Origin of the sequence: Mucilaginibacter sp. L3T2-6, assembly GCF_030519355.1 — a bacterium.
Taxonomy (GTDB): Bacteria; Bacteroidota; Bacteroidia; order Sphingobacteriales; family Sphingobacteriaceae; genus Mucilaginibacter.
In genome coordinates this window covers 44,694-66,012 of the sequence record NZ_JAUMKC010000020.1, presented here as the reverse complement: position 1 = coordinate 66,012, position 21,319 = coordinate 44,694, and the positions used below count along the sequence as shown (strand labels likewise).

16 protein-coding genes and 1 tRNA gene are annotated in these 21,319 nt (G+C 43.6%); 11 read left to right on the top strand and 6 right to left on the bottom strand.

Features of this window, described 5'->3' with window-relative positions; genetic code table 11:
• Window positions 1-78: 78 nt before the first annotated feature.
• From Q3W13_RS19550 to Q3W13_RS19535, 4 genes are all read left to right on the top strand, one after another.
• Entirely contained in the window at window positions 79-423 is a 345-nt protein-coding gene (locus Q3W13_RS19550) for a hypothetical protein (RefSeq protein ID WP_302866660.1), read from the top strand.
• 100 nt (window positions 424-523) lie between these two features.
• Complete coding sequence (locus Q3W13_RS19545) at window positions 524-823, top strand: hypothetical protein (protein WP_302866658.1); 300 nt, start codon at window positions 524-526, stop codon at window positions 821-823.
• A 101-nt stretch (window positions 824-924) separates the two neighbouring features.
• Window positions 925-1,527: an archaeosortase/exosortase family protein gene (locus tag Q3W13_RS19540; RefSeq protein ID WP_302866656.1), complete on the top strand. Its 603-nt coding sequence runs from the start codon at window positions 925-927 to the stop codon at window positions 1,525-1,527.
• Window positions 1,508-1,912 carry a hypothetical protein gene (locus tag Q3W13_RS19535; protein WP_302866654.1) on the top strand — a complete coding sequence of 135 codons (405 nt, stop codon included), beginning with the start codon at window positions 1,508-1,510 and terminating at the stop codon, window positions 1,910-1,912. The genes Q3W13_RS19540 and Q3W13_RS19535 overlap by 20 nt, the downstream gene beginning before the upstream one ends.
• Window positions 1,913-1,958: 46 nt before the next feature.
• On the opposite strand, the gene Q3W13_RS19530 is transcribed toward Q3W13_RS19535, so the two are convergent.
• Window positions 1,959-5,642: a carboxypeptidase regulatory-like domain-containing protein gene (locus Q3W13_RS19530; RefSeq protein WP_302866652.1), complete on the bottom strand. Its 3,684-nt coding sequence runs from the start codon at window positions 5,640-5,642 to the stop codon at window positions 1,959-1,961.
• A 132-nt stretch (window positions 5,643-5,774) separates the two neighbouring features.
• Between Q3W13_RS19530 and Q3W13_RS19525 the strand changes: the two genes are divergently transcribed.
• Window positions 5,775-6,623, top strand: a complete 849-nt coding sequence (locus Q3W13_RS19525) for a ThuA domain-containing protein (protein ID WP_302866650.1) — start codon at window positions 5,775-5,777, stop codon at window positions 6,621-6,623.
• Window positions 6,624-6,875: 252 nt separating this feature from the next.
• Here Q3W13_RS19525 and Q3W13_RS19520 read toward each other — a convergent pair.
• Window positions 6,876-6,948 (bottom strand) — tRNA-Met (locus tag Q3W13_RS19520).
• Window positions 6,949-7,068: 120 nt separating this feature from the next.
• On the opposite strand from Q3W13_RS19520, the gene era reads away from it, so the two are divergent.
• On the top strand, window positions 7,069-7,944 hold the full coding sequence (gene era / locus Q3W13_RS19515; RefSeq protein WP_302866649.1) for a GTPase Era: 876 nt from the start codon (window positions 7,069-7,071) through the stop codon (window positions 7,942-7,944).
• A gap of 105 nt (window positions 7,945-8,049) precedes the next feature.
• The gene (gene der / locus Q3W13_RS19510) at window positions 8,050-9,351 is read left to right on the top strand and encodes a ribosome biogenesis GTPase Der (protein WP_302866646.1); all 1,302 of its coding nucleotides are present in this window, start codon (window positions 8,050-8,052) and stop codon (window positions 9,349-9,351) included.
• Window positions 9,352-9,410: 59 nt separating this feature from the next.
• Here the strand turns inward: der and Q3W13_RS19505 are convergent, their stop codons facing one another.
• Together Q3W13_RS19505 and Q3W13_RS19500 are read right to left on the bottom strand one after the other, a co-directional pair.
• A complete protein-coding gene (locus Q3W13_RS19505; protein ID WP_302866644.1) occupies window positions 9,411-10,625 on the bottom strand; it encodes a glycosyl hydrolase family 8 in 1,215 nt (404 codons plus the stop codon).
• A gap of 100 nt (window positions 10,626-10,725) precedes the next feature.
• Entirely contained in the window at window positions 10,726-11,745 is a 1,020-nt protein-coding gene (locus Q3W13_RS19500) for a LysR family transcriptional regulator (protein ID WP_302866643.1), read from the bottom strand.
• A gap of 89 nt (window positions 11,746-11,834) precedes the next feature.
• Here Q3W13_RS19500 and Q3W13_RS19495 point away from each other — a divergent pair, with 89 nt between their 5' ends.
• From Q3W13_RS19495 to Q3W13_RS19485, 3 genes are read left to right on the top strand one after another with little or no spacing between them, the layout of a single operon-like run.
• Window positions 11,835-13,235: a TolC family protein gene (locus Q3W13_RS19495; protein WP_302866640.1), complete on the top strand. Its 1,401-nt coding sequence runs from the start codon at window positions 11,835-11,837 to the stop codon at window positions 13,233-13,235.
• A gap of 14 nt (window positions 13,236-13,249) precedes the next feature.
• Window positions 13,250-16,507: an efflux RND transporter permease subunit gene (locus Q3W13_RS19490; protein ID WP_302866637.1), complete on the top strand. Its 3,258-nt coding sequence runs from the start codon at window positions 13,250-13,252 to the stop codon at window positions 16,505-16,507.
• Entirely contained in the window at window positions 16,494-17,612 is a 1,119-nt protein-coding gene (locus tag Q3W13_RS19485; RefSeq protein ID WP_302866635.1) for an efflux RND transporter periplasmic adaptor subunit, read from the top strand. The genes Q3W13_RS19490 and Q3W13_RS19485 overlap by 14 nt, the downstream gene beginning before the upstream one ends.
• A gap of 61 nt (window positions 17,613-17,673) precedes the next feature.
• Here the strand turns inward: Q3W13_RS19485 and recO are convergent, their stop codons facing one another.
• Both recO and Q3W13_RS19475 read right to left on the bottom strand, forming a co-directional pair.
• The gene (recO, locus tag Q3W13_RS19480) at window positions 17,674-18,399 is read right to left on the bottom strand and encodes a DNA repair protein RecO (RefSeq protein ID WP_302866633.1); all 726 of its coding nucleotides are present in this window, start codon (window positions 18,397-18,399) and stop codon (window positions 17,674-17,676) included.
• The gene (locus Q3W13_RS19475) at window positions 18,389-18,757 is read right to left on the bottom strand and encodes a diacylglycerol kinase family protein (RefSeq protein WP_302866632.1); all 369 of its coding nucleotides are present in this window, start codon (window positions 18,755-18,757) and stop codon (window positions 18,389-18,391) included. The genes recO and Q3W13_RS19475 overlap by 11 nt, the downstream gene beginning before the upstream one ends.
• A 234-nt stretch (window positions 18,758-18,991) precedes the next feature.
• Here Q3W13_RS19475 and Q3W13_RS19470 point away from each other — a divergent pair, with 234 nt between their 5' ends.
• On the top strand, window positions 18,992-21,310 hold the full coding sequence (locus Q3W13_RS19470; protein WP_302866631.1) for an RND family transporter: 2,319 nt from the start codon (window positions 18,992-18,994) through the stop codon (window positions 21,308-21,310).
• Window positions 21,311-21,319: the final 9 nt, after the last annotated feature.

Below are 21,319 nucleotides of genomic sequence, written 5' to 3'. Positions count from 1 at the left end.
AACGGGTTTTTTATTTTATCCTCAAACAATAAAAAATAAAAACTATAAACAAATTACTTAATAAAAGACAAAGTGAGGATGAAAAAATCAAAACTATTGTTAGCAGGACTGGTGACCATAGTTGCCCTGTTGGCCAATGCCCCTGTAAAGGCAGCAGGTACATCACAAACCACAGCGCAGTCAACAAGCCTGTGGGATGGTTTAAGCGACTGGTGGAGCAGTTGGTTTGGTGGAAGCGGTTCAGGAACGGGCAGCAGTTCGGGCAGCGGCAGCACAGGCTCTACCGGTGCATCCGGCACAAGCAGCGGGGGTACAAGCCTGCCAGTTAACGGCGGCCTTTGGATGCTGGTTGCAGCAGGGGCAATTGTTGGTACCAAAGCAATTATGTATAAAAACACCGAAACAGCAACTCAGAAAGCTTAATTTGTGTATGTAACATTTATTGTAACCTTTGTTTCTGAAAAACCGTTAAGCATTACTTGACGGTTTTTTTGTGCCGTATTTAACTAAATTACAGCAGCTCATGAAAACATTGAAACTTGTGTTTATTGTCGTTTTAACTACAGCCCTATTTATCGTTTGCCAGCGCGTTAAAGCCGCAGACCACCACGGGCACGGCGATGGCAGCTTATATAGCGGCGCCAGTGATAAATGGCACGGTTGGAATGATGATGATAAACAAGCAACCGGCAGCACCTCGGGCAGTGGCAATTCGGGCAGCACCAACCTCCCGGTAAATGATTATGTGTGGGCCCTCGTAATATTTGGTGCTGCGCTCGGCGCTAAAGTCATTACTGACAGAATAAAATTCGAGAAAAACTAAGTATATTTTTTATTAATTATTGTAACCTTAGGTTAACCAAACCCGTTAAGTACATATCTGGCGGGTTTTTAGGTTTAAGCCCGCAGAATAGATATAAATAAATGACTACAAGCACCTATTTAACCAAATGGCAACAGATCCCCGCGGCAGTTAAACAGTTTCTGGCAAAGGGAGTGATCATGCTGGTAGTTTGGAAATTGCTCTACCTCGGCTTCCTGTTTCCTGCACGAATTTTAGACCGGCCGCTTACCAACACCGTAGGCAGGCTAACGGTTTGGGGTTTAAACAAAGTAACCCATCCGAATGACTACATCGCCAAAGAAGAATTAGGCCGCGAGCTTGATATCGATGCCAGTTCCCGTAGCGTAATGCAGCAATCTATATATTTTAACGGGTATAAGGTAGCCGGCGTTTACGACAGTTGTAACGCGCTTGAGCTAATAGTTTTGTATGTTGGGTTTATTATCTGTATCCCTGCAGCCACAAAACGTAAATGGGCGTATGCTTTGGGCGGCCTTGCTGTGATTTTTGTGGTAAATGTGTTGCGCTGTATCGGCGTGGTTTATGCGTTGAGATATTACCCGCAGCATGCAGACTTTATCCATCATTACCTGTTCGAACTGGTGGTTTATGCTACAATCATAGCCATGTGGCTTGCCTTCGCTAACAAAATCAATGTAAAACATGCCGGGCAAAAAGCGTAATTACATTATACTCGGTTTTATTGCCATCGTTTTAGTTTACACACTTTATTATATGCTATTTGTGTATGTAAGCTATTTTAACGACATACCCCGCAAAGTGAGGCACATCAGCAGGCTGATTTCAATCATTATAGTTTACGGCATCGGCTATTATGCTTTTAAAAAGTACGATGTAAAATGGCTAAGTTCTGTCTGGAACTTTATTTATTTCGTGGTTGTGGTGATGCTGCTACTTGTTGGGATATACGACTGGACGCTCGGCCCTGCATCAGCATCCATCCGGAACGTGGCCAAAACCATGCACGAGCTGCTGATCTCGCCTATATTATATGCCGCATTACTGATCATCAATCGGATAGTTGCCAGGGTCAGTCCTCAGTCTTGAGTGATTAGTCGCAACCTATCATCACGATATAAGCTAAAGACTTAAACTACTGTACTGTGTACCTGTAAACCTTCCGTCCAAGGTTTCCGTTGCTGTCAATCCCTTCAATCACAACGCGGTATGTTCCCGGGCCATCGGCATTATAAAAATCTATCGATGCATTGCCTGCTTTATCGGTAAGCAATTCGGGGTTCCAATAGATGGTAGACCTTAAATCTCTCTTCTTCAAATTTGTTTCATTGGCCGGGTACCGCGGGGAATAAAATGTGCGGGCCTTATAGAATCCCCTGGGTGTTATCGGTAAAATCCCAAACGATGGAATGTCTTTCAGATCTCTGGGCTTACCTATCCTGGTGGTAAAAACTAACACTCCCTGCCCGCCGTCTACGCCATATATTGCGGCATTTGCATATTTTAAAATTTCAACCGTCTCAACATCATTACCTAAACTATTAACATCAAATGGCCGCTGCATTTGCACGCCATCAACAAAAACTACCATGCCCTTTTCATTACCGTTAGCCGAAAGGGCTCCTCCGGCATCTAAAACGGCTGTCGCTCTGCCACCATTATTCACAAAAATAACTCGTCTAAGTATGCCGTTTAGTTTATCAGATAGCGTGCCCCCAGTTTTAATATCATCCATGTGCACCACCTGGTCGGCAATTCCGGGGCCACCCAAAACCGATGACCGATAATTATTCTTTTCCTTTAGCGCCTTTATTTTTACTTCCTGTAGTAATATACCTTTTGGAGTGCCATATTTTGCGTATTCGTTTTGCTGCGCTTTAGCATTTTGAAGGTAAGTTTTAAGTTCATGGTTCACGTTGATGCTACCCTTTATGCCTGTTAGTAAACCCGGGGCTAAAGGCGGCTGGTAAATCAATTGTGTTTTATTACCGCCATCTGCCTTTGCTGCCTGCAATATAAAACGTGTAGAATCAGCAAAATCAAGATTTGTAAATTTGAAGTGACCCGTTTCATCAGCTTGCTCGCTTAGCACTCCGCCGCCACCTGTAGCAATCAACGACACACTTGCGTTTGCCAATGGCCTTCCACCAAGCGATTTAGCCACACCGCTTATCTCCAGATTTCTTTCGGCCTGATATTTTAACGGTTGGTCGTCCCCTTTTAACACTTCCCGCCATTCAAAGTTGCGGTAGCCATGTGTCAGCATCACCAGGTCCAGGTTTTTCAGGGTAGTATCGCTGATGTTGTTAAAGTAATAGCCGGGCTGTTCAACTGTCCCCTTTAAATCATCCGTTAACAGCAGGCTGCTTAATATAGAGCTTTCTTTATTCTCATCAACAGGTACTTTGCTCTCGTCCGTTACTGATACTGAAAAATGACCGGCGACTACAGAATCTGCCCTATTTTTTGCATTTAAGCTGATACTTACCTTTTCGCGCGGGGCGTATGCATTTTTATCACTTTTGATGTCAAGGTTCAGCTTGTCATAGTTCTGTATAAAAAACAGGCGCTCGGCCAGCGGTTCGCTTTCCGGCGAGAATAACGTGGCCGTATTTACGCCCGTTCTAAGGCGCCGTTTGGCAATATCTAATCTTATGATTGCGCTATCCAGTTTAGTGTTTACAGTAGTTATAATTCCACCCGAATAAACCAGCACTTTATATTCTTTATTTTTATTTTGTGCCAGGTATTCTGTATTGGCTTTAATTATGATTGATGTTTTTTGCAGCGAGTCATTATCAACTGCCAGCGTTATACCGCTTTGCGCTGCGGAGGGCAGATCAATGGTGTTTTGATAACCATTTGCAAAAGTTAAGTTAGCCTTATAAACTTTACCAGCCTCTGGTGATATTTCAAAAAAACCCATGCCCAAATGCGCCGAGGCAAAGGTCGTTATTATTTTGCCGGTACTATCGGTCACGGCTCCTTTAACGGTCATTCCTAAACCGTCCGGGCCGATCGCTTTAAAGGCAACCCTTGTTTTTAGCCCGGCTACCAGGTGTCCGCCTTCGGGCAATAACTGAACGTCGGGTTTATTGGCCGCCGGTTGGCCGCCGCCGCTTTCCGGCACCTTATCAGCTAGCGGGGAAACCAAAGGGAACGTGCGGCTAAAAAATCTGGTGCTATCAGTGTTACGCATCAGGTTAGTGTAGGCCCGAACGCGGTATTCGCCTTTGGGCAGCGAATCGGGTAGCGCAAAATCGCCCCAGCAAACACCGTCGCTGATCTTCAGCAGCAGCGATTGATCGATTTTGTTTTTTGTGTTGATAAGATCAACATGCAACACACCGCTCAGCTGAGTAGGCCAATGGCGTTCATTCATAGTTACGTACGCCTTAAAATAGATGGTATCGCCGGCGGCATAGTATGGTTTATCAAAATGCAGATAGGCCTGTTCTGCAGGATGCAATCTTATGTAATCCTCCAGTTTTTCCTGTGGACCTGTCAACGTATCGATACCTGCAGACAGCATCACCGCGCCAGCAGGAGGTGCATAATCTGTCGGCAATAAATCCGCCATACGTTTTTTGGCCCACGCTCCGGTGTATTGTATGGCATTAGGGTTGGTATACACCCCATTTTCATCAAAATATCCAAACGGCTCGTTGAAAGTAAGCAACGTTACGTCTTTGTTGTAGCGGCTATTCAGATTTTCAATTGCTGTTGCAGATGAAAACCGGCGGTTTTGGTTGTAAGTAATATGCAGTCCATCGTTATCACAACCCAGGGCATATACCCCGTATTTGTCCGTCAGCTTTACAAGGTCGGCACTGTTTAGCGGATAATGCTGCAGACTGGTCAGGTATTTCTTTAACTTTTGCTTCTTCTTCCAAAACGATAGTGAATCTTTGCTTCTTTTCGCACTGCTGCCGGCATGCCTATAATAGTTTATTTTAGAGGTTATCAATTCCTCCGGCGGACGCTCTGGATTTTGACGGATAGCATATTGAAAAACCCTAAAACCTTCCTCATCAAGCCGGTTGGCCAGTGCTGCGCGCAAAAAATGTTTGGGCGACCCCTCATAGGCTTCGAGCCTGCGATTTTCCCATGCACGCTCCTGTGTCGCAGTACCTTGCAGGTTTTCAAAAAACGATGAGCCTTCGTAATGTAACGTTTGCTGATATTCATCGTTATTATTTTTGGTAAAATTGGTGAGCAGGTATTTTAGCCGATAACCCAGTCCGGCATTTTCAATCACCAAAAAATCGGCAGATGATGCAATTAATATTTTTTTGTCATCGTCGTATTTAAAGTCCAGCACCTCAGGGTTTAATATCTTACATTCTTTTGCCAAGTCTGATTCACCCAGGAATTCCTTTTTAAATATTTCATAATAATACCCTCGGTTAGGGTCATCTTTAGGTTTAATCTTAACCTCAGATAAAGCAATGGTTTTAGGGAAGATCCGAATATCTGGCAGGATAATATTGGAATTTTCGACGGTTATGGCCTGTTTATAAACGTCGAAACCAATTATCGACACTACCAGGTCATATTTCCCCGGCTTTACGTTGCTCAGCAAAAATGTGCCGTCCCCGGTCGTTTGATTACCTACAGCCGCATTACTTAAAAATACGCTGGCATGTGCTACAGGCTTAGTATCAGCCTGGTTCAAAACCCGGCCCTTTATAGTTAGCTGCGCCGATGTTACAGCTGGCAGCAATACGGCAATTAGCAATAAACAGCTGAGTTGGGTTGATTTAAACATTATGGCAACGTGGATTTTAGGTTTGCGGTTAGCTTTATTAAAGATATGCATTGATATTTTTAAAAACAAGCCTTTTAACTAAAAAATCCGTTATGAGCCACTACAAAGCTTCTACATGCCACTCATGCACCTGTTTCGTGCGTTTTTGTTGCTAATTTTAGCGTCACTAATTGTTAACAACATATGTTTTCGTTAATTCGTTACGATAAGATTACAGCGATTTTATGCGCTTTTATTCTCCTTACATTTTGCCAGGTAAAAGCACAGCGCGCTCAGCCTAAATTTAAGGTAATTGCCTTTTATACGGCGCAGGAAGACAAAGCGCACATCAGCTTTGTGCACGAGGCCAACCCCTGGTTTGCAAAAATGGCAACAGAATACAATTTTGTGTACGATTCCACCAAAAACTGGGATAATCTTAACGCAGGTTTCCTTAAAAATTATCAAGTGGTGCTGTTTTTAGATACCCGGCCCGAAGCCCCTGCACAGCGCGAGGCTTTTGAAAAATACATGAAGGGCGGCGGCGCATGGATGGGTTTTCATTTTTCTGCCTTTGCTTTAACACCATCAAAATATAACCAGGACTGGGATTGGTATCATAAAGAGTTTCTGGGCTCCGGTCAGTATGTAAGCAATATCTGGCGGCCTTCGCCTGCAGTTTTAGATATTGACACCAACTTCCCCGCCATGAAATATCTGCCCAAAACTTTCAGCACCTCGCCAAACGAGTGGTACCGCTGGCAATACGACCTGCGCCAAAACGCCGATATAAGGATATTGGCCTCAATAGATTCGGCCAGTTTTCCCCTCGGTACAGGCCCGAAGCAATCCGAAATATGGCACAGCGGCTTTTATCCCGTATTATGGACCAACATCAAATACCGCATGATATACATGAACATAGGCCATAATGATATGGACTATGAGCATAAATACGACAATACCGATAAAACCCTATCTTACACCTTCGCTAATAAAACGGAGGCAAAGATGATCCTGGATGCACTGCTGTGGCTTGGAAATAAAGATTAGCTGATTAGAGTTGGTGATTATCAGAGGTTATCAAGTGTAATTGACCTGATTTTCAAATTTGTTTACGATATTAATTCAAAGCTTAAGGTTAGCTTGTTTCAACAACGCATTAAAATTCCATCGGCAAGTTCGTATTCTCGTCGGGATGCATTTTTAGCTTATACCACCATCTTGGATCCCGCGCCCAGGTAAAAATACATTGAAAGAAAAAAGAAAGGCAGCCACTTTTTATCGTAACTGCCTTATTTCAGGTAGCGGGAGCAGGACTCGAACCTACGACCTTCGGGTTATGAGCCCGACGAGCTACCAACTGCTCCATCCCGCACTCTATTTTGTTTTGATCACACCGTTTTATTTCCCAAATCGGTGAAATCCTTATTTTTAATTGGGACTGCAAAGATATAATTCGTTTCTTTGCAGTCCAAATAATATTTAAAAAAATTTTATGGCCCATAAGGCAGGTTTCGTAAGTATAATTGGTAAGCCCAACGCAGGTAAGTCGACCTTAATGAACGCGCTGGTGGGCGAGAATATGTCGATAATTACCCCTAAAGCGCAGACAACCAGGCACCGTATACTTGGTATAGTGAACGACACAGACTACCAGATTGTATTTTCGGATACGCCCGGAGTTATCAAGCCGCACTACGCCCTGCACGAAAGCATGATGCACCAGGTTGACGGATCCATTGTGGATGCTGACCTTATTTTGCTTGTGACTGATATTTACGAGGAGTTTGACGAGACCGATGTGTTAAAAAAACTGGAAGGATCGCTGGCGCCAATTGCGGTGCTTGTGAATAAAGTTGACCAAAGCGACGAGGAAACGGTAAAAGCTAAACTGGCTTTCTGGGAAGAAAAGCTACGCCCTAAAGCTATTTTTGCTATATCGGCATTAAAAAATTATAACATACAGGCCGTAATGAACTTTGTGGTTGATAACCTGCCTGAACATCCGGCTTACTACGAAAAAGATGCGCTGACCGACCGAAACGACCGTTTTTTTGCGTCGGAAATGATCCGTGCGCAGATTTTAAAACAATACAAAAAGGAAATCCCATACAGCGTTGAAGTGGTCGTTACCTCATTTGTAGAAGGAGAAAAACTTTACAGGATCAGCGCCGAAATAATCGTGGAGCGCGATTCTCAGAAGAACATCATTATCGGGAAAGGCGGAGAAATGCTGAAAATTGTAGGTACATACGCCCGCCGCGATATGGAGGATTTTTTTCAGCGTAAAATATTCCTCGAGATGTTTGTAAAAGTTATCCCCGACTGGCGCAGTAAGAAAAATTACCTGAAGAAATTTGGGTATGAATAACTGGGTTTACGAATTATGATTTTTCTGGTCAAATTTGTAAATCGAAATATCCCTTAATGCGAATTATAGAAATCATATTTCGCAAATCTAAAATTGTAAACCAAGATGAGCAATATAGTAGCCATAGTAGGCCGCCCCAATGTAGGCAAATCAACTTTATATAACCGTTTAACCGAAAGCCGTAAAGCTATTGTGGACGATTTTAGTGGTGTTACCCGTGACCGGCATTATGGCGTTTCGGAATGGGTTGGCCACCAGTTTACGGTTATAGACACCGGCGGTTACGTGGCAAATTCTACAGATTTGTTTGAGGCCGCTATCCGCGAACAAGTGGTGATAGCCATCGAGGAAGCTACCGTAATTTTATTTATGGTTGACGTTACTACCGGAATTACCGACCTTGACGATGAAATAGCCACCCTGCTCCGGAGAAGTAATAAGCCGGTATTTGTGGTAGTAAATAAGCTTGACAATACAGACCTGCTTTCGGACTCGATGGTTTTTTACAGTCTTGGTTTGGGCGAGCTTTACAATATTTCTTCAATGACTGGTTCCGGAACCGGCGAGTTGCTGGATGAAGTAGTAAAACATTTTGACAATGAACCGCTGGAAGAAAACACATTACCAAAATATGCAATCGTTGGCCGGCCAAACGTGGGCAAATCATCTATCATTAATTCCCTTATAGGAAAAGAGCGCAATATAGTAACCCCTATCGCCGGCACAACTCGTGATTCGATACACATTCATTATAATCAGTACGGTCATAATTTTATGCTGATTGACACTGCGGGTCTTCGCAAGAAAACTAAGGTGAAGGAGAATATTGAATTTTATTCGGTAATGCGCACCATCAAAGCATTGGAAGAAGCCGACGTAGTTATACTGATGATTGATGCTGTTGAAGGGTTTGAATCGCAGGATATCAATATTTTCCACCTTGCGGAGAAAAACAAAAAAGGCGTAGTAATAGTGGTAAACAAATGGGACCTCATCGAAAAGAATAGCAAGACCATTAAAGTTTTCGAGGAGCAGATACGTGATAAAATAGCACCGTTTACCGATGTGCCGATTGTGTTTACTTCCGTAACAGAAAAACAAAGGGTGTTAAAGGTTATCGAAACCGCGAACCAGGTTTATCAAAATAAGATAAGAAAAATCCCGACATCCAAGCTTAACGAAGTAATGCTGCCTATTATTGAGGCCTACCCTCCCCCGTCAATCAAGGGCAAGTATGTGAAGATAAAATACATTACACAAATAGCCGGCACATCGCCAATGTTTGCCTTTTTCTGCAATCTTCCGCAGTATATCAAGGAGCCTTACTATCGTTTCATTGAAAACAAGCTGAGAGAAAACTTTGATTTTAACGGTGCGCCGGTGCAGGTGTGGTTCAGGCAGAAGTGATCTGCGGATTGTAATTTGTGAAAATACGATCAGGGGATCTGAGGTTTGGAAATGTGATTTTACTTTACACGCCAGTAGTTTCCCGAAATAATTATCATATCAAGCAATTTAATGGTGTTGTCATAATAATCGTAATCCTTTAATTTAAAACCGTTAAGGTAATTCCATAACTTGTTAAGCCAGGCCTGGTTCTTCCCTTCAATCGTAGCCGAAACACCAAAGGGCGCAATAAAACTCAATGCTTCGAAATAACGGTGTTTGATATCGTTTCCGGCAAGAGTATAACCAGCGGAAAGGTTATAGGTATCATTATTGGTTGTCTCCATCACCCACCGGTTAATTTTACCGGCGATATGTTTTGAACGTTCATCACCGGTCATCAGGTAATCGGCGGTTATACGCCACGGAACCCGGCAGGCATTATAATTATATTGGCCGTCGTACGGCGATTCCAGGAAGTTTGGCTGCGCAGGTTTTGGCTTTTTATTGATGTTGACAATGAAGTCGGGGATTAATCCGGCATCCGGGCTATATTTATCCTGCATAGTGATAAAGAGTTTATAGCCGGTATTTATAACCTTATCCCACCGGGCATCATCGGTTGCCCGCCTGAACGCCTTAAAATGCGCAGGCATAAAATCTGATGAGCGGGTGGTAAAATAGTCCCTGCTTTCCCGCTCGATACCGTCGCTTAACAAAACCGTCCATGTTTGATGATTGATCTCGTGTTGCATAATGGCATTAATCGTCGCCTTTGCTTCTGCCTGGTAATTTATTTTACCTTTGCTGCCCCATTGCTTGTCTGCCAACAAAAGCGAGTAGGCAATATCAAGGTCACCGTCGCTGGCGGAAGTATTATCTGTGCTTTTATTATTAGCATATTGTGCCCAGGCCATCAGGTATTTGCTTTTTCCTGACGGATGGGCCCTGGCATAACGAAAAAGGTTATCATAAATATCTTTTGCCGATGCATCGAAACCAGCCATCAGCGCCATAATGATCATTCCGTATCCCTGACCTTCAGACACACATTGCTTCCTGCCTTTATTTTCAAACCAAATAAAATCTTCATTAGTACCAGGCACTTGTTTTATAAAGCGCGTTTTCCATTGGTTGTAAAAAGTTTTTACAGCATCGTCCAAACGGATTTGTGTAACATGGTTAGGCTTAATGGCCCCGGGAAAATACTTCACATGCTGAGGGAAAGGTTTAAGTATGGCTTGAGCGAAAAGAGAGTTTGTGTAGAAGAAAATTATAACCAGAAGTTTTTTCATCAATTTAGCAGGTAAATAACTAACCCAAAGTGTTTCCTGACGACTTTATTTTAGCATTGTATAGTTCATTAAAGCACTTAACCCTCTCAGATTCCGGCCGCTAATACTGATAGTTCCTGATGTCCTGTAGTCTGTTGACTACAGGGTTAGCGACTATCACGCCAGCGCGCTTCTTCACCACATGCTCATTTACAATTATTTTTTTCTCTGTTTCATCAACATTCATATCCGCACCCGAGAAATAGAGTTTCAGGCATTCCAAAAAATTTTGTATGGCTGGTGTTTGTTTGCAGGTAGCTGCAAACCAGGCGCGTTTGGCTACACTATGATGCAGCGGTTTCACAACAATATTACGCCCGGCAAGGTAGGGTTCAACAATCCAGTCCGCCATAACCGTAATGCCCAAACCCGCATTCACCATCTCGATGGTAGCATCGGTGTAATGGATACGGTGCAATGTTTTCGGCTTGACATGCTGCGTTTGTATAAGCGACTCTATCACAGGCGTATCCTGGTAAGAAGGGTCATACAACGGCAATATCAGTTCCTGCCCTTGAAAATCAGCAATTTCTATAATGTCTTTCTGCGCCAACGGGTGCTCTTTACTTATTACAGCGGTCAGGTGGTCTTCAAAAATAGGTTCATACCGGATTTTGGTGTTCACCATTTGTGTACGAATTATACCTATGTCCAGATCGCCGTTCATCAGGTATTCCAGCGGCCGGCGGGTGGCATCGCTTAAAATCTGGATATTGATATCCGGCCATTGCTTTTTATAGTATTTGATGATGCCGGGCAGCCAATGATAGGCGGTATAACATTGCATGCTGATAGTTAAATTACCAGTTTTGCCGTTTTTATAATTATTAATATCTTCCTCAAGCGATTTTATTTCTGCCAATATTTTCTCAGAACTCCGTAGAAACCTGTGACCCTGGTCAGTTAAATGTAACCTTTTACCCTGCCGGCTAAATATCTCTACCTCCAGTTCGCGCTCCAGTTCCTTTAACTGATGGCTTAATGCAGACTGCGTTAAATGCAGAGTTTGAGCCGCTTTTGTAAGTGTTCCGTCTTTTGAAATTGTGTCAATAAGCCTGAAATGATGGAGGGCGATATTCATTTATTAATTTTATTAATGATTCTCACAAAATTAATTCATTTTTTTCATATATCACCGATTTATACTTTTGCGGTGTAAAAAATACACGTATGTTAAAAACCTCGTTAAAACATTGCTTCTTAGGTTTTTTAAGTGTTTTAATCATCACCAAAGTACAGGCTCAAAAAGTACTCTCAATTAAAGACGCGGAGCAAATTGCATTAGCTAATTATAATTCAATAAAAGCAAAAGCAAACCAGTTGAATGCTACAAAAGCGTTACTTACGGAAACAAGGACAGAACAATTACCGGATGTCAATCTTTCGGCACAACAGGTTTATGGTACAGTCAACGGGCAAAATGGTCCGCTGTATGGTTACCGCGGTTTTAGCGTAGCATCCTCGGGGCCTGCACTGCCTGATCAAAACTGGAAAGCTGCTTTTGGTTCACTTTATCTTGCAAATGTTAGCTGGGATTTATTTTCTTTCGGCCGTGCGCGCGAAAAGGTGAAAGTTCAGCGCTGGGCGGTAAGCCGCGACTCAGCTGATCTGGTGCAGGAACAATTTCAGCACGAAATACGGGTTGCAAGCACATACTTGAATTTGCTTGCCGCACAAGAATTAAGCAAAGCGCAGCAAGACAATCTGCGCCGGTCTCTGGATTTGCAGAAAGTAATTGTAGCCCGGGTAAAAAGCGGCCTAAACCCTGGGGTAGATTCGGCGCAGGCAAACGCCGAAGTATCGAACGCCCGAATTGCATTGACCAACACACAACAAACCGTTGCAGAACAGAGCGCTCTTTTGGCACAATATATGGGTATTACCCCGCAGGAATTTGTACTCGACAGCGCTTTTGTTACCAAAGCGCCGGCTAATGCCGATCCACAGGCACAGGTAGGCATCGAAAATCATCCATTATTAAAATTATACCAGAGCCGCATTGGTGTGAGCGATGAGCTTGCCAGATATTACGGCACATTCAGCTATCCCACCTTTAGCTTTTTCAGCACTTTTCAGGGCAGGGGCTCGGGTTTTAAATATGATTATGCAACTAACCCCGCCGATTATAATGCCAGTTATGGCTCAGGCGTGCAGCCTACAAGGTACAATTACCTTGTAGGGGTTGGTCTGATATGGAATATCACTAATCCGTTTCGGGTGCGCTACCAGGTGAGGTCACAGAAATTCACATCGGCACAATTTAAAAACGAATACGACCTGGTGAATCAGCAGTTGCAAAACCAGCAGGCGCTCGCTGAAACCCGCATAGCCAACGCGCTGAAAAACTATCATGAGGTGCCGCAGGAAGTTAAAGCCGCGTCGGACGCTTATCTGCAGAAGACTACGCTTTATAAAAACGGGCTTGCAACCATCGTTGACCTTACACAGGCTTTATATGTGCTTAACCGTGCTGAAATTGATAATTACATAGCGCATAATAATGTTTGGCAGGCTGTATTATATAAAGCTGCTGCCACGGGCGATTTCGGGATATTTATAAATAACTTTTAACAGGCAAATAAACAATGGGAATGATTAAAGGCGCGCTGCAAAAGCCGATTACCATACTGGTGATTGTGGCCGGGTTGTTTTTTTTCGGTATAAATGCTGTCCGTAATATTAAAATCGATATTTTTCCCGATTTGGATTTGCCGGTCATTTATGTGTCGCATCCTTATGGCGGTTTTACGCCAAACCAAATGGAGGCTTATTTTGGTAAACAATACGTAAACCTGTTATTGTTTGTGTCTGGTGTAAAGAGTATCGAAACCAAAAACATACAGGGACTTACCCTGATAAAAGTAACTTTTTACGAAGGCACCAATATGGCGCAGGCGGCGGCTGAGGTAACAAGTTATACCAATCGTGCACAGGCGGGGTTCCCACAGGGTTCGCAGCCGCCATTTATTTTAAGATTTGACGCGTCGACACTGCCTGTGGGACAGTTGGTTTTAAGCAGCCCCACCCGAAGCAACAACGAACTGCTTGATTATGCGCTCGTATATGTTCGCTCTTCGTTTACAACAGTACCCGGTCTGATAGCGCCGGCCCCGTTTGGCGGTAACCAGCGTACCATCGTCATAAAAGCTGATCCGGAGCTGTTACGCGCACACAACCTGACACCGGATCAGATCGTACAGGCGCTACGGGATAATAACCAAAATTCACCCGCTGGTAATGTACGTATCGGGGACTATAATTACCTTACGCCGGCCAACACAACCATTAAAAAAGTACCGGATTTTGGCAATATCCCTTTGTTTAAAAACGGTATACAAACTGTGTTTCTTCGCGATGTAGCTACTGTTGAAGATGGCGCCGACATTACCAACGGCTATGCTTTGATAAATGGTAAACGCTCGGTTTACCTGCCGATTACCAAAGCTGCTTCGGCGTCTACATGGGATGTGGTGCAAAATTTAAAGAAAGCCATCCCCCGTTTCCAGGCCTTGCTGCCACCCGATGTTAAACTGAGCTTTGTTTTCGACCAGTCGGTATATGTAATTAACGCTGTAAAAAGTTTGGCCGAAGAGGGCGCTATTGGCGCCGTACTTACCGGACTAATGGTATTATTATTTTTAGGCGATAAACGGGGCGCGCTAATAGTTATCCTTACTATCCCAACCTGCGTTATTTCAGGCATATTCTTCTTGTACCTGTTCCATCAAACTATTAATATCATGACGCTTAGCGGCCTTTCGCTGGCTATCGGTATTTTGGTTGATGAATCTACAGTAACTATAGAAAATATTCACCAGCATTTTGATATGGGAAAGCCCAAGGCTCTGGCTGTATGGGACGCCTGTAAGGAAATTGCCTTCCCAAAGCTACTTATTCTGTTCTGTATCCTGGCTGTATTTGCGCCTGCTTTCACCATGGGCGGCATACCCGGTGCTTTGTTTTTGCCGCTTTCATTGGCTATAGGTTTCTCGATGATCGTATCCTATCTGCTGGCTCAAACCTTTGTGCCAATTATGGCCAACTGGATAATGAAGAACGAACACGAAGACAAAAGCCATGCTGATGGATTTGCGCTGGAAGATGAAGGTGAGCCGTGGGAACAAAAGGAACTGGCCATAAGGGTTGCAACAAAAGGCAACGGCCACAAGCTTACACGCTTTGATAAATTCAGACTGAAGTATCTGAATTTTATCGACAGGATGATGCCGAAACGCAGGCTGATCGTTGCCGGTTATGTGATAACCGCTTTTGCCCTGGCGTTCCTGCTGTTTAATTTAATCGGTCACGATGTGTTACCGAAGGTTAATTCAGGGGCTTTCCAGGTAAGGCTGCGCGGTGCTGACGGTACCCGGTTAGAACGTACCGAGGCAAGTACACTGAAAGCATTGAAAATATTGCAGCATCTTGCAGGAAAGCAAAATATAGAAATTACTTCAACAATCGTCGGCACTCACCCTTCATCGTTCTCAACAAATCCGATTTACATGTTTATGGCAGGACCTCAGGAAGCAGTAATGCAGGTGGCCATGGTTGAGGGTTATAAAGAGCCGCTGGATGACCTGAAAGAACGTTTCAGGCATGAGATGAAAAGGGAATTGCCGGATATAAGGATTTCATTCGAGCCAATTGAGCTTACTGATAAAATATTAAGCCAGGGTTCAACAACACCCATAGAGATAGCTGTAACCGGAAAAAACAAAAAACAGAATGTTGAATATGCCGGGAAAGTGGTAAAAAGGCTGCAACAGATTAACTATTTGCGTGACGTCCAAATTGCACAATCTTACAAATACCCGGCAATCAGTGTCGATATTGACCGTGTGAGGGCAGCCGAATTGGGAGTCAGCATAAATGATATATCCCGCACCCTTACAGCCTCGACATCTTCATCCCGCTTTACCGAGAAAAATAACTGGATTGATGAAAAAGCTGGTTTAAGCTACCTTGTACAAGTGCAGGTACCTGAGTATAAAATGGCGAGCCTTGACGATATCAGGCAGATACCGGTTTTAAGCGGACAATCACGGCCGGCGCTCGGCGATGTTGCTGCAATAAGGCAGGATACAACGTACGGCGAAAACGACAATATAGGGGCAGTGCCAACCTTGTCGGTGACGGCAAACATTCATAAGACGGATCTTGGCACTGCCACTAATGATGTAAATGACGCCATCAAATCGCTGGGTAAGCCCCCACGCGGATTAACCATCGAACTTCGCGGGTTAACTAAAACACTTACTGAAACCCTCGACAGCTTGCAGACGGGTTTGCTTGTTGCAGTAATAGTTATCTTTTTAATGCTGGCGGCTAATTTTCAGTCATTCAAAATGTCGCTTGTAGTGTTATCAACTGTTCCTGCGGTGCTGTTTGGCTCGTTATTATTGGTAAAACTTACCGGTGCAACGCTTAACCTGCAATCATATATGGGGATGATTATGTCTGTAGGGGTATCCATATCCAATGCAGTGCTGTTGATCACCAATGCTGAAGAGTTACGCAAACACAACGGCGATGCGCTAAAATCTGCCCGCGAGGCCGCCGCACTTCGCCTTCGCCCGATATTAATGACAAGCCTGGCCATGGTTGTAGGTATGATCCCGATGGCATCCGGCCTTGGCGAGGGCGGCGACCAAACTTCGCCGCTTGGCCGTGCGGTTATTGGCGGCTTGCTGGCTTCAACCTTTGCTGCTTTGCTGGTTTTGCCGCTGGTATTTGCCTGGGTACAGGGCAAGGCCTCCACCGATTCGGTTTCGTTAGACCCTGAAGATAAAGAAAGTAAATTTTATGTCCCTTTGCACCATCATGAACATGTTACAAAATAGATCAAGATTAACCCTTTTGTTGTTTTTTATAGCGACCATTTTTTTAACCTCGTGCGGTCCTGACAAAAAACAACAGGAAGAACAGGCGAAAACAATTGCCGAAGAAGATGCAGTGGAAACACCAACCGTTCAATTGGTACCGGTACAAAAAGGAAAGCTTAGCTCTGCTATAGCCGTGCCTGGTGAACTGATTCCCTATCAGCAGGTAGACTTATACGCAAAGGTAAACAGCTATGTTAAGAAACTTTTGGTTGATGTTGGCTCCGAGGTACGCCAGGGGCAATTGCTGGCCACGTTGGAAGCACCTGAGATAAACTCACAGCTGGCTGGAGCCCAATCACGTATTCAGCAGCAGCAGGCTATTTACTTTGCAAGCAAAGCTACTTACGACCGTTTAATGAATACCAGTAAAACCCCGGGGACGATATCGCAAAACGATCTGGAGCAGGCCGAAGCAAAGAAAAATGCTGATCTGGCAAATGTGGAAGCCGCCAAATCGGCCTATAAAGAAGTGGCAGCCAATGTTAGCTATCTTGAAATACGGGCACCTTTTGATGGTATAATAACCGCACGCAACGCCAATTTAGGCGCATACGTTGGTCCCGGCGGCAAGGGTACCGATCCACTCTTTGTTTTACAAGACCAACAACGTTTGCGACTGGTGGTTTCAGTGCCCGAACGTTATACCGGCGGCCTCACAAATAAGGACGAAGTTACCTTTTCTGTGCAGGCATTGTCAAACCAAAAGTTTACAGCCAGGATACAGCGTTTGGCGGGCGCTCTTGATGAAAAGCTGCGTTCGGAGCGGCTGGAGATGGATGTTTATAACAAGGACAAAAAGCTGCTTCCCCACATGTTTGCAGAGGTAAACGTACCGTTGCCGTCACGGGATAGCACGATTATCCTGCCGAAAACTGCCGTGGCTACCTCAACAGAAAAAGTATTCGTGGTGAAAGTAGTGAACCATAAAGCCGAATGGGTTGATGTTAAAAAAGGACTTGAGGCCAACGGCCAGGTTGAAGTTTACGGCAATATTAAACCCGGCGACCAGGTAGTAAAAAATGCATCAGACGAGATTCGTGATGGCTCAACCGTTAAATATTAGGGATTTACGAATTACGATTGGGCTGTTTCAAAATCGTAATTCGTAATGCTAAAATCGTACATCAGCTCAGCACATCCTCCAATACCTCATGCGATTTTATGTTGCCAAACCCTTCTATATGCAGCGCGAAATAATCAAGCAACTTGCCTATCAGATATCGTCGCTCATCGTTGCTTAGTTTAATGCCTGCTATGGTTTCAAAATTGCTTTGAAGCAAAAGTCTGAAGCTTTGTGTATGTGGCGGCGATAAATAAAGGGCACTGTCAGGCTTGTAGCGGCTGAATACACCGTTCTTCAAATCAAAATAATCGGTCTGCTCTGCCAGGTGACGATCCGGGTAAAATCCAAGATAACGACTTAGTTTTAACAAAAACAGCAAATGGAAGTTGTTGAAATCGGTTGTTTGATGGTCGAGCCATTGAATCGCACTAAAAATAAAATCAAACATATTTTCGTCTGCCGACTGCTGTCTTACTGCCTTGTAAAGCACCTCATTCAAAAACATGGCAACACTGCTTTTTATTACGTCATACGGGATTGACTGAAGCACTGGAGAATTCTTAAGTTCCTTTATACGCTGAACATTACCCCCCTCTTTGTGGTAAACTACCATGTCAAGCAAATGCAGCGGCTGCAGCATATTCCGGCTTATTTTGGCTTTTGGCTTTTTCGCGCCGTTGACGATGTACGATTGCAATCCGAATTTTTCAGTAAAAACCTGCACCACTACGCTGCTTTCTCCGTAATCGGTGGTTTTAAATACTATACCGCGTGTTTTATGCAGCATGGTTAAACAGTAACAATATTTTAGGCAGGAAAATGATAATAGCGGTTATAAAGGAAAATATAGCGGCAATCACAACAGCCCCGGCGGCCATGTCCTTTACATGGCCCGCTTTCTCGTTATACCCCGGCGATACCAGGTCGACCAGTGTCTCTATCATGGTATTGAATATTTCGGTAACGAGTACAATGGTGACACATAACATTATCCATTGCCATTCGCTTTTGCTGATTCGCATGAAATACCCCAACGGCAAAACTATAGCCGTTGCTGAAAGGTGAATACGGAAGTTAAGCTGACTGGCGGTAGCATAAGCTAATCCTTTAAAAGCATATCCAAAACTGCGTATAACTTTTTTCATCAATATGTTTCCAGTTTTATATAAAAATGTTGTAATTCAGAAGCGACAGAGAAGGGCCTGGAGTGATTTAATAACCGGCTAAACCGCCATGCGCAAATGCCTCTTTATTGATTTTTCGTTCAAATAGCCAATAACGAATATCGGAAATCATCCAATTCTCACATCTTTAAATCGCTGTTACAAATCTGCACATAATCTCGTAGTTTTACCGCCTTGACCTATTGACTAATTTAGATGATTTGGAAAAAGCTTGCTGATTTTATTTTAAAAAACCGTTTGAGTGTGCTTTTAGCGGTTGTATTGGCCAGCATATTTATGGGTTACCAGGCCAGCAAAGTGCGCATAACTTTTAACGGTGGCAAGGTATTGCCGGTAACCGATTCTGCATACATCAGATATGGTCAATTCAAAAAGCTTTTCGGGCAGGATGCCAATACCATGGTATTCGGTTTTAAATCTCCTAAAATATTTGATAAAGATGTTTATAATGACTGGCATGCAATCGCCAATCACATTAAAGCCATAAAAGGGGTTAGCGGCGTTATATCTGTTACGAATGTTTATGATATAGTAAAGGATACGCTGCAGCACAGGTATGTACTTAAACCCCTTGCACCTAACCTGCTCACCACTACCAAACAAGCAGATAGCGTTAAGCAAAAATTCTTATCATTGCCATTTTATAAGGGATTGGTTTTAAGCAATGACGGACAGTCGACGCTTATGGCGGTGAGCTTTGACGGCAAGATCATCAATACCCCCAAGCGTGTCCCCATCCTGAACGAGATACAAAAAGAAGGCAGGCAATTTGAGCAGAAGCACCACATCCAGATTCACTATTCTGGTCTGCCGCTTATACGTACCGTTGTAGGCGACTTGATCAAGAACGAATTTGTGCTTTTCCTTGGTCTTTCGTTATTTATTACGCTAAGTATCCTCACGCTGGTATTCCGTTCGGTTTATGCAGTTTTTTTTCCAACATTGGTGGTTTTAATAGGCGTAATGTGCAGTTTGGGCACCCTGGTGTTAATGCATTACGAAATCACTATTTTAACAGGGATAATGCCGTCGCTTGTGGTGATTATCGGTGTACCTAACAGCGTTTTTATTCTCAATAAATATTACTACGAGTACAGCATTAGCGGGGATAAAATGGAAGCAATGCGCATTGCTATACAAAAAGCAGGCCTTACCACGTTTGTTGCCAATGTTACTACAGCGATAGGCTTTGCTGTACTGTGTTTTACCAACAGCGAGTTGCTGGTGCAATTTGGCATGGTCGCATCAACCAGTATAATGTTAACTTATGTGTTAAGCATTATCCTTATACCCATCATATTCAGCTACCTGCCTAAGCCCAAAGAGCGCCAAAGCAAGATTAAAGACCGCAGGGTAATGCAGTCGCTGTTAAAAAGATTGGACTATACAGTCCATAACCACCGCCGGAGTATTTATATCGCTACCGTATTGCTGGTAATTGTGTGCGTGTATGGAATATCGCTTATAAATGTTAACAGCTACGTGGTAGACGATTTGCCCAAAACCAATAACACGCTGGAAGACTTACGTTTTTTTGAAAGTAATTTTAACGGAGTTTTGCCACTGGAAGTGAGTATAGACACCAGGCGAAAAAACGGGGTAATGAATAACGCCCTTATCCATAAGGTGGAAAAACTTGAGAAATTGATATCATCGCGTCCTGAGTTCAGCCGCTCTTTATCATTAACACAAGGGTTGAAGTTTTTAACGCAATCCTTTTATGGCGGCAAGCCGGAATATTACCGCCTGCCCGATGGTCTGGAGCAAGGCTTTATTTTAAGTTACGCGGGCAATTCCGGCAAAAGTACAGATATGCTGAAAAGTTACCTCGACAGCACGCGCCGGTATACCCGTGTCACGTTCGAAATGGTCGACATTGGCTCAAAAAAAATGAATGTTGTTCTGAGTGAATTACAGCCGCACATCGATTCGATATTTAACCCAAAGAAATATCATGTGGAGCTAACCGGCTCAAGCATTATTTTTATAAAAGGCGCCAATTATATGGTTATAAACCTATATGAAAGCCTGGCATGGGCCATTTTCCTGATAGCGGGCGTAATGTGGGTGCTTTTCAGAGGAGTGAAAATGATAGCCATTTCTCTATTGCCTAACCTGATACCGCTTGTTATCACCGCGGGTTTAATGGGTTTTTTCGGTATCCCTTTAAAGCCATCCAGCATTTTGATATTCAGTATTGCGATGGGCATTTCATCCGACCAAACCATTTATTTTATAACGAGATACCGCCACGAGCTTAGGCATACTAAAAAAAGTATTTCCACCATTGTGTCGGAGACAATCAGGGAAACCGGTATCAGCATGATCTACATCGCTACCATATTGTTCTTTGGCTTCGGCATATTCGCAGCATCAACTTTTGGCGGAACGCAAGCCATAGGGATATTAATTTCTATTACATTATTGGTCTCAATGATCAGTAACCTTACTTTATTACCGGCGTTTTTGCTGAGCATGGAGAAAAGGGCAAAGCCAGTTGAACAGGTTGATTGAGCTGACTTG

Bases quoted from the DNA above. Each gene is read 5' to 3' on its own strand.
- Q3W13_RS19550 (WP_302866660.1), top strand. From the start codon at position 79: ATGAAAAAATCAAAACTATTGTTAGCAGGACTGGTGACCATAGTTGCC.
- Q3W13_RS19545 (WP_302866658.1), top strand. From the start codon at position 524: ATGAAAACATTGAAACTTGTGTTTATTGTCGTTTTAACTACAGCCCTA.
- Q3W13_RS19540 (WP_302866656.1), top strand. From the start codon at position 925: ATGACTACAAGCACCTATTTAACCAAATGGCAACAGATCCCCGCGGCA.
- Q3W13_RS19535 (WP_302866654.1), top strand. From the start codon at position 1,508: ATGCCGGGCAAAAAGCGTAATTACATTATACTCGGTTTTATTGCCATC.
- Q3W13_RS19530 (WP_302866652.1), bottom strand. From the start codon at position 5,642: ATGCATATCTTTAATAAAGCTAACCGCAAACCTAAAATCCACGTTGCC.
- Q3W13_RS19525 (WP_302866650.1), top strand. From the start codon at position 5,775: ATGTTTTCGTTAATTCGTTACGATAAGATTACAGCGATTTTATGCGCT.
- era (WP_302866649.1), top strand. From the start codon at position 7,069: ATGGCCCATAAGGCAGGTTTCGTAAGTATAATTGGTAAGCCCAACGCA.
- der (WP_302866646.1), top strand. From the start codon at position 8,050: ATGAGCAATATAGTAGCCATAGTAGGCCGCCCCAATGTAGGCAAATCA.
- Q3W13_RS19505 (WP_302866644.1), bottom strand. From the start codon at position 10,625: ATGAAAAAACTTCTGGTTATAATTTTCTTCTACACAAACTCTCTTTTC.
- Q3W13_RS19500 (WP_302866643.1), bottom strand. From the start codon at position 11,745: ATGAATATCGCCCTCCATCATTTCAGGCTTATTGACACAATTTCAAAA.
- Q3W13_RS19495 (WP_302866640.1), top strand. From the start codon at position 11,835: ATGTTAAAAACCTCGTTAAAACATTGCTTCTTAGGTTTTTTAAGTGTT.
- Q3W13_RS19490 (WP_302866637.1), top strand. From the start codon at position 13,250: ATGGGAATGATTAAAGGCGCGCTGCAAAAGCCGATTACCATACTGGTG.
- Q3W13_RS19485 (WP_302866635.1), top strand. From the start codon at position 16,494: ATGTTACAAAATAGATCAAGATTAACCCTTTTGTTGTTTTTTATAGCG.
- recO (WP_302866633.1), bottom strand. From the start codon at position 18,399: ATGCTGCATAAAACACGCGGTATAGTATTTAAAACCACCGATTACGGA.
- Q3W13_RS19475 (WP_302866632.1), bottom strand. From the start codon at position 18,757: ATGAAAAAAGTTATACGCAGTTTTGGATATGCTTTTAAAGGATTAGCT.
- Q3W13_RS19470 (WP_302866631.1), top strand. From the start codon at position 18,992: ATGATTTGGAAAAAGCTTGCTGATTTTATTTTAAAAAACCGTTTGAGT.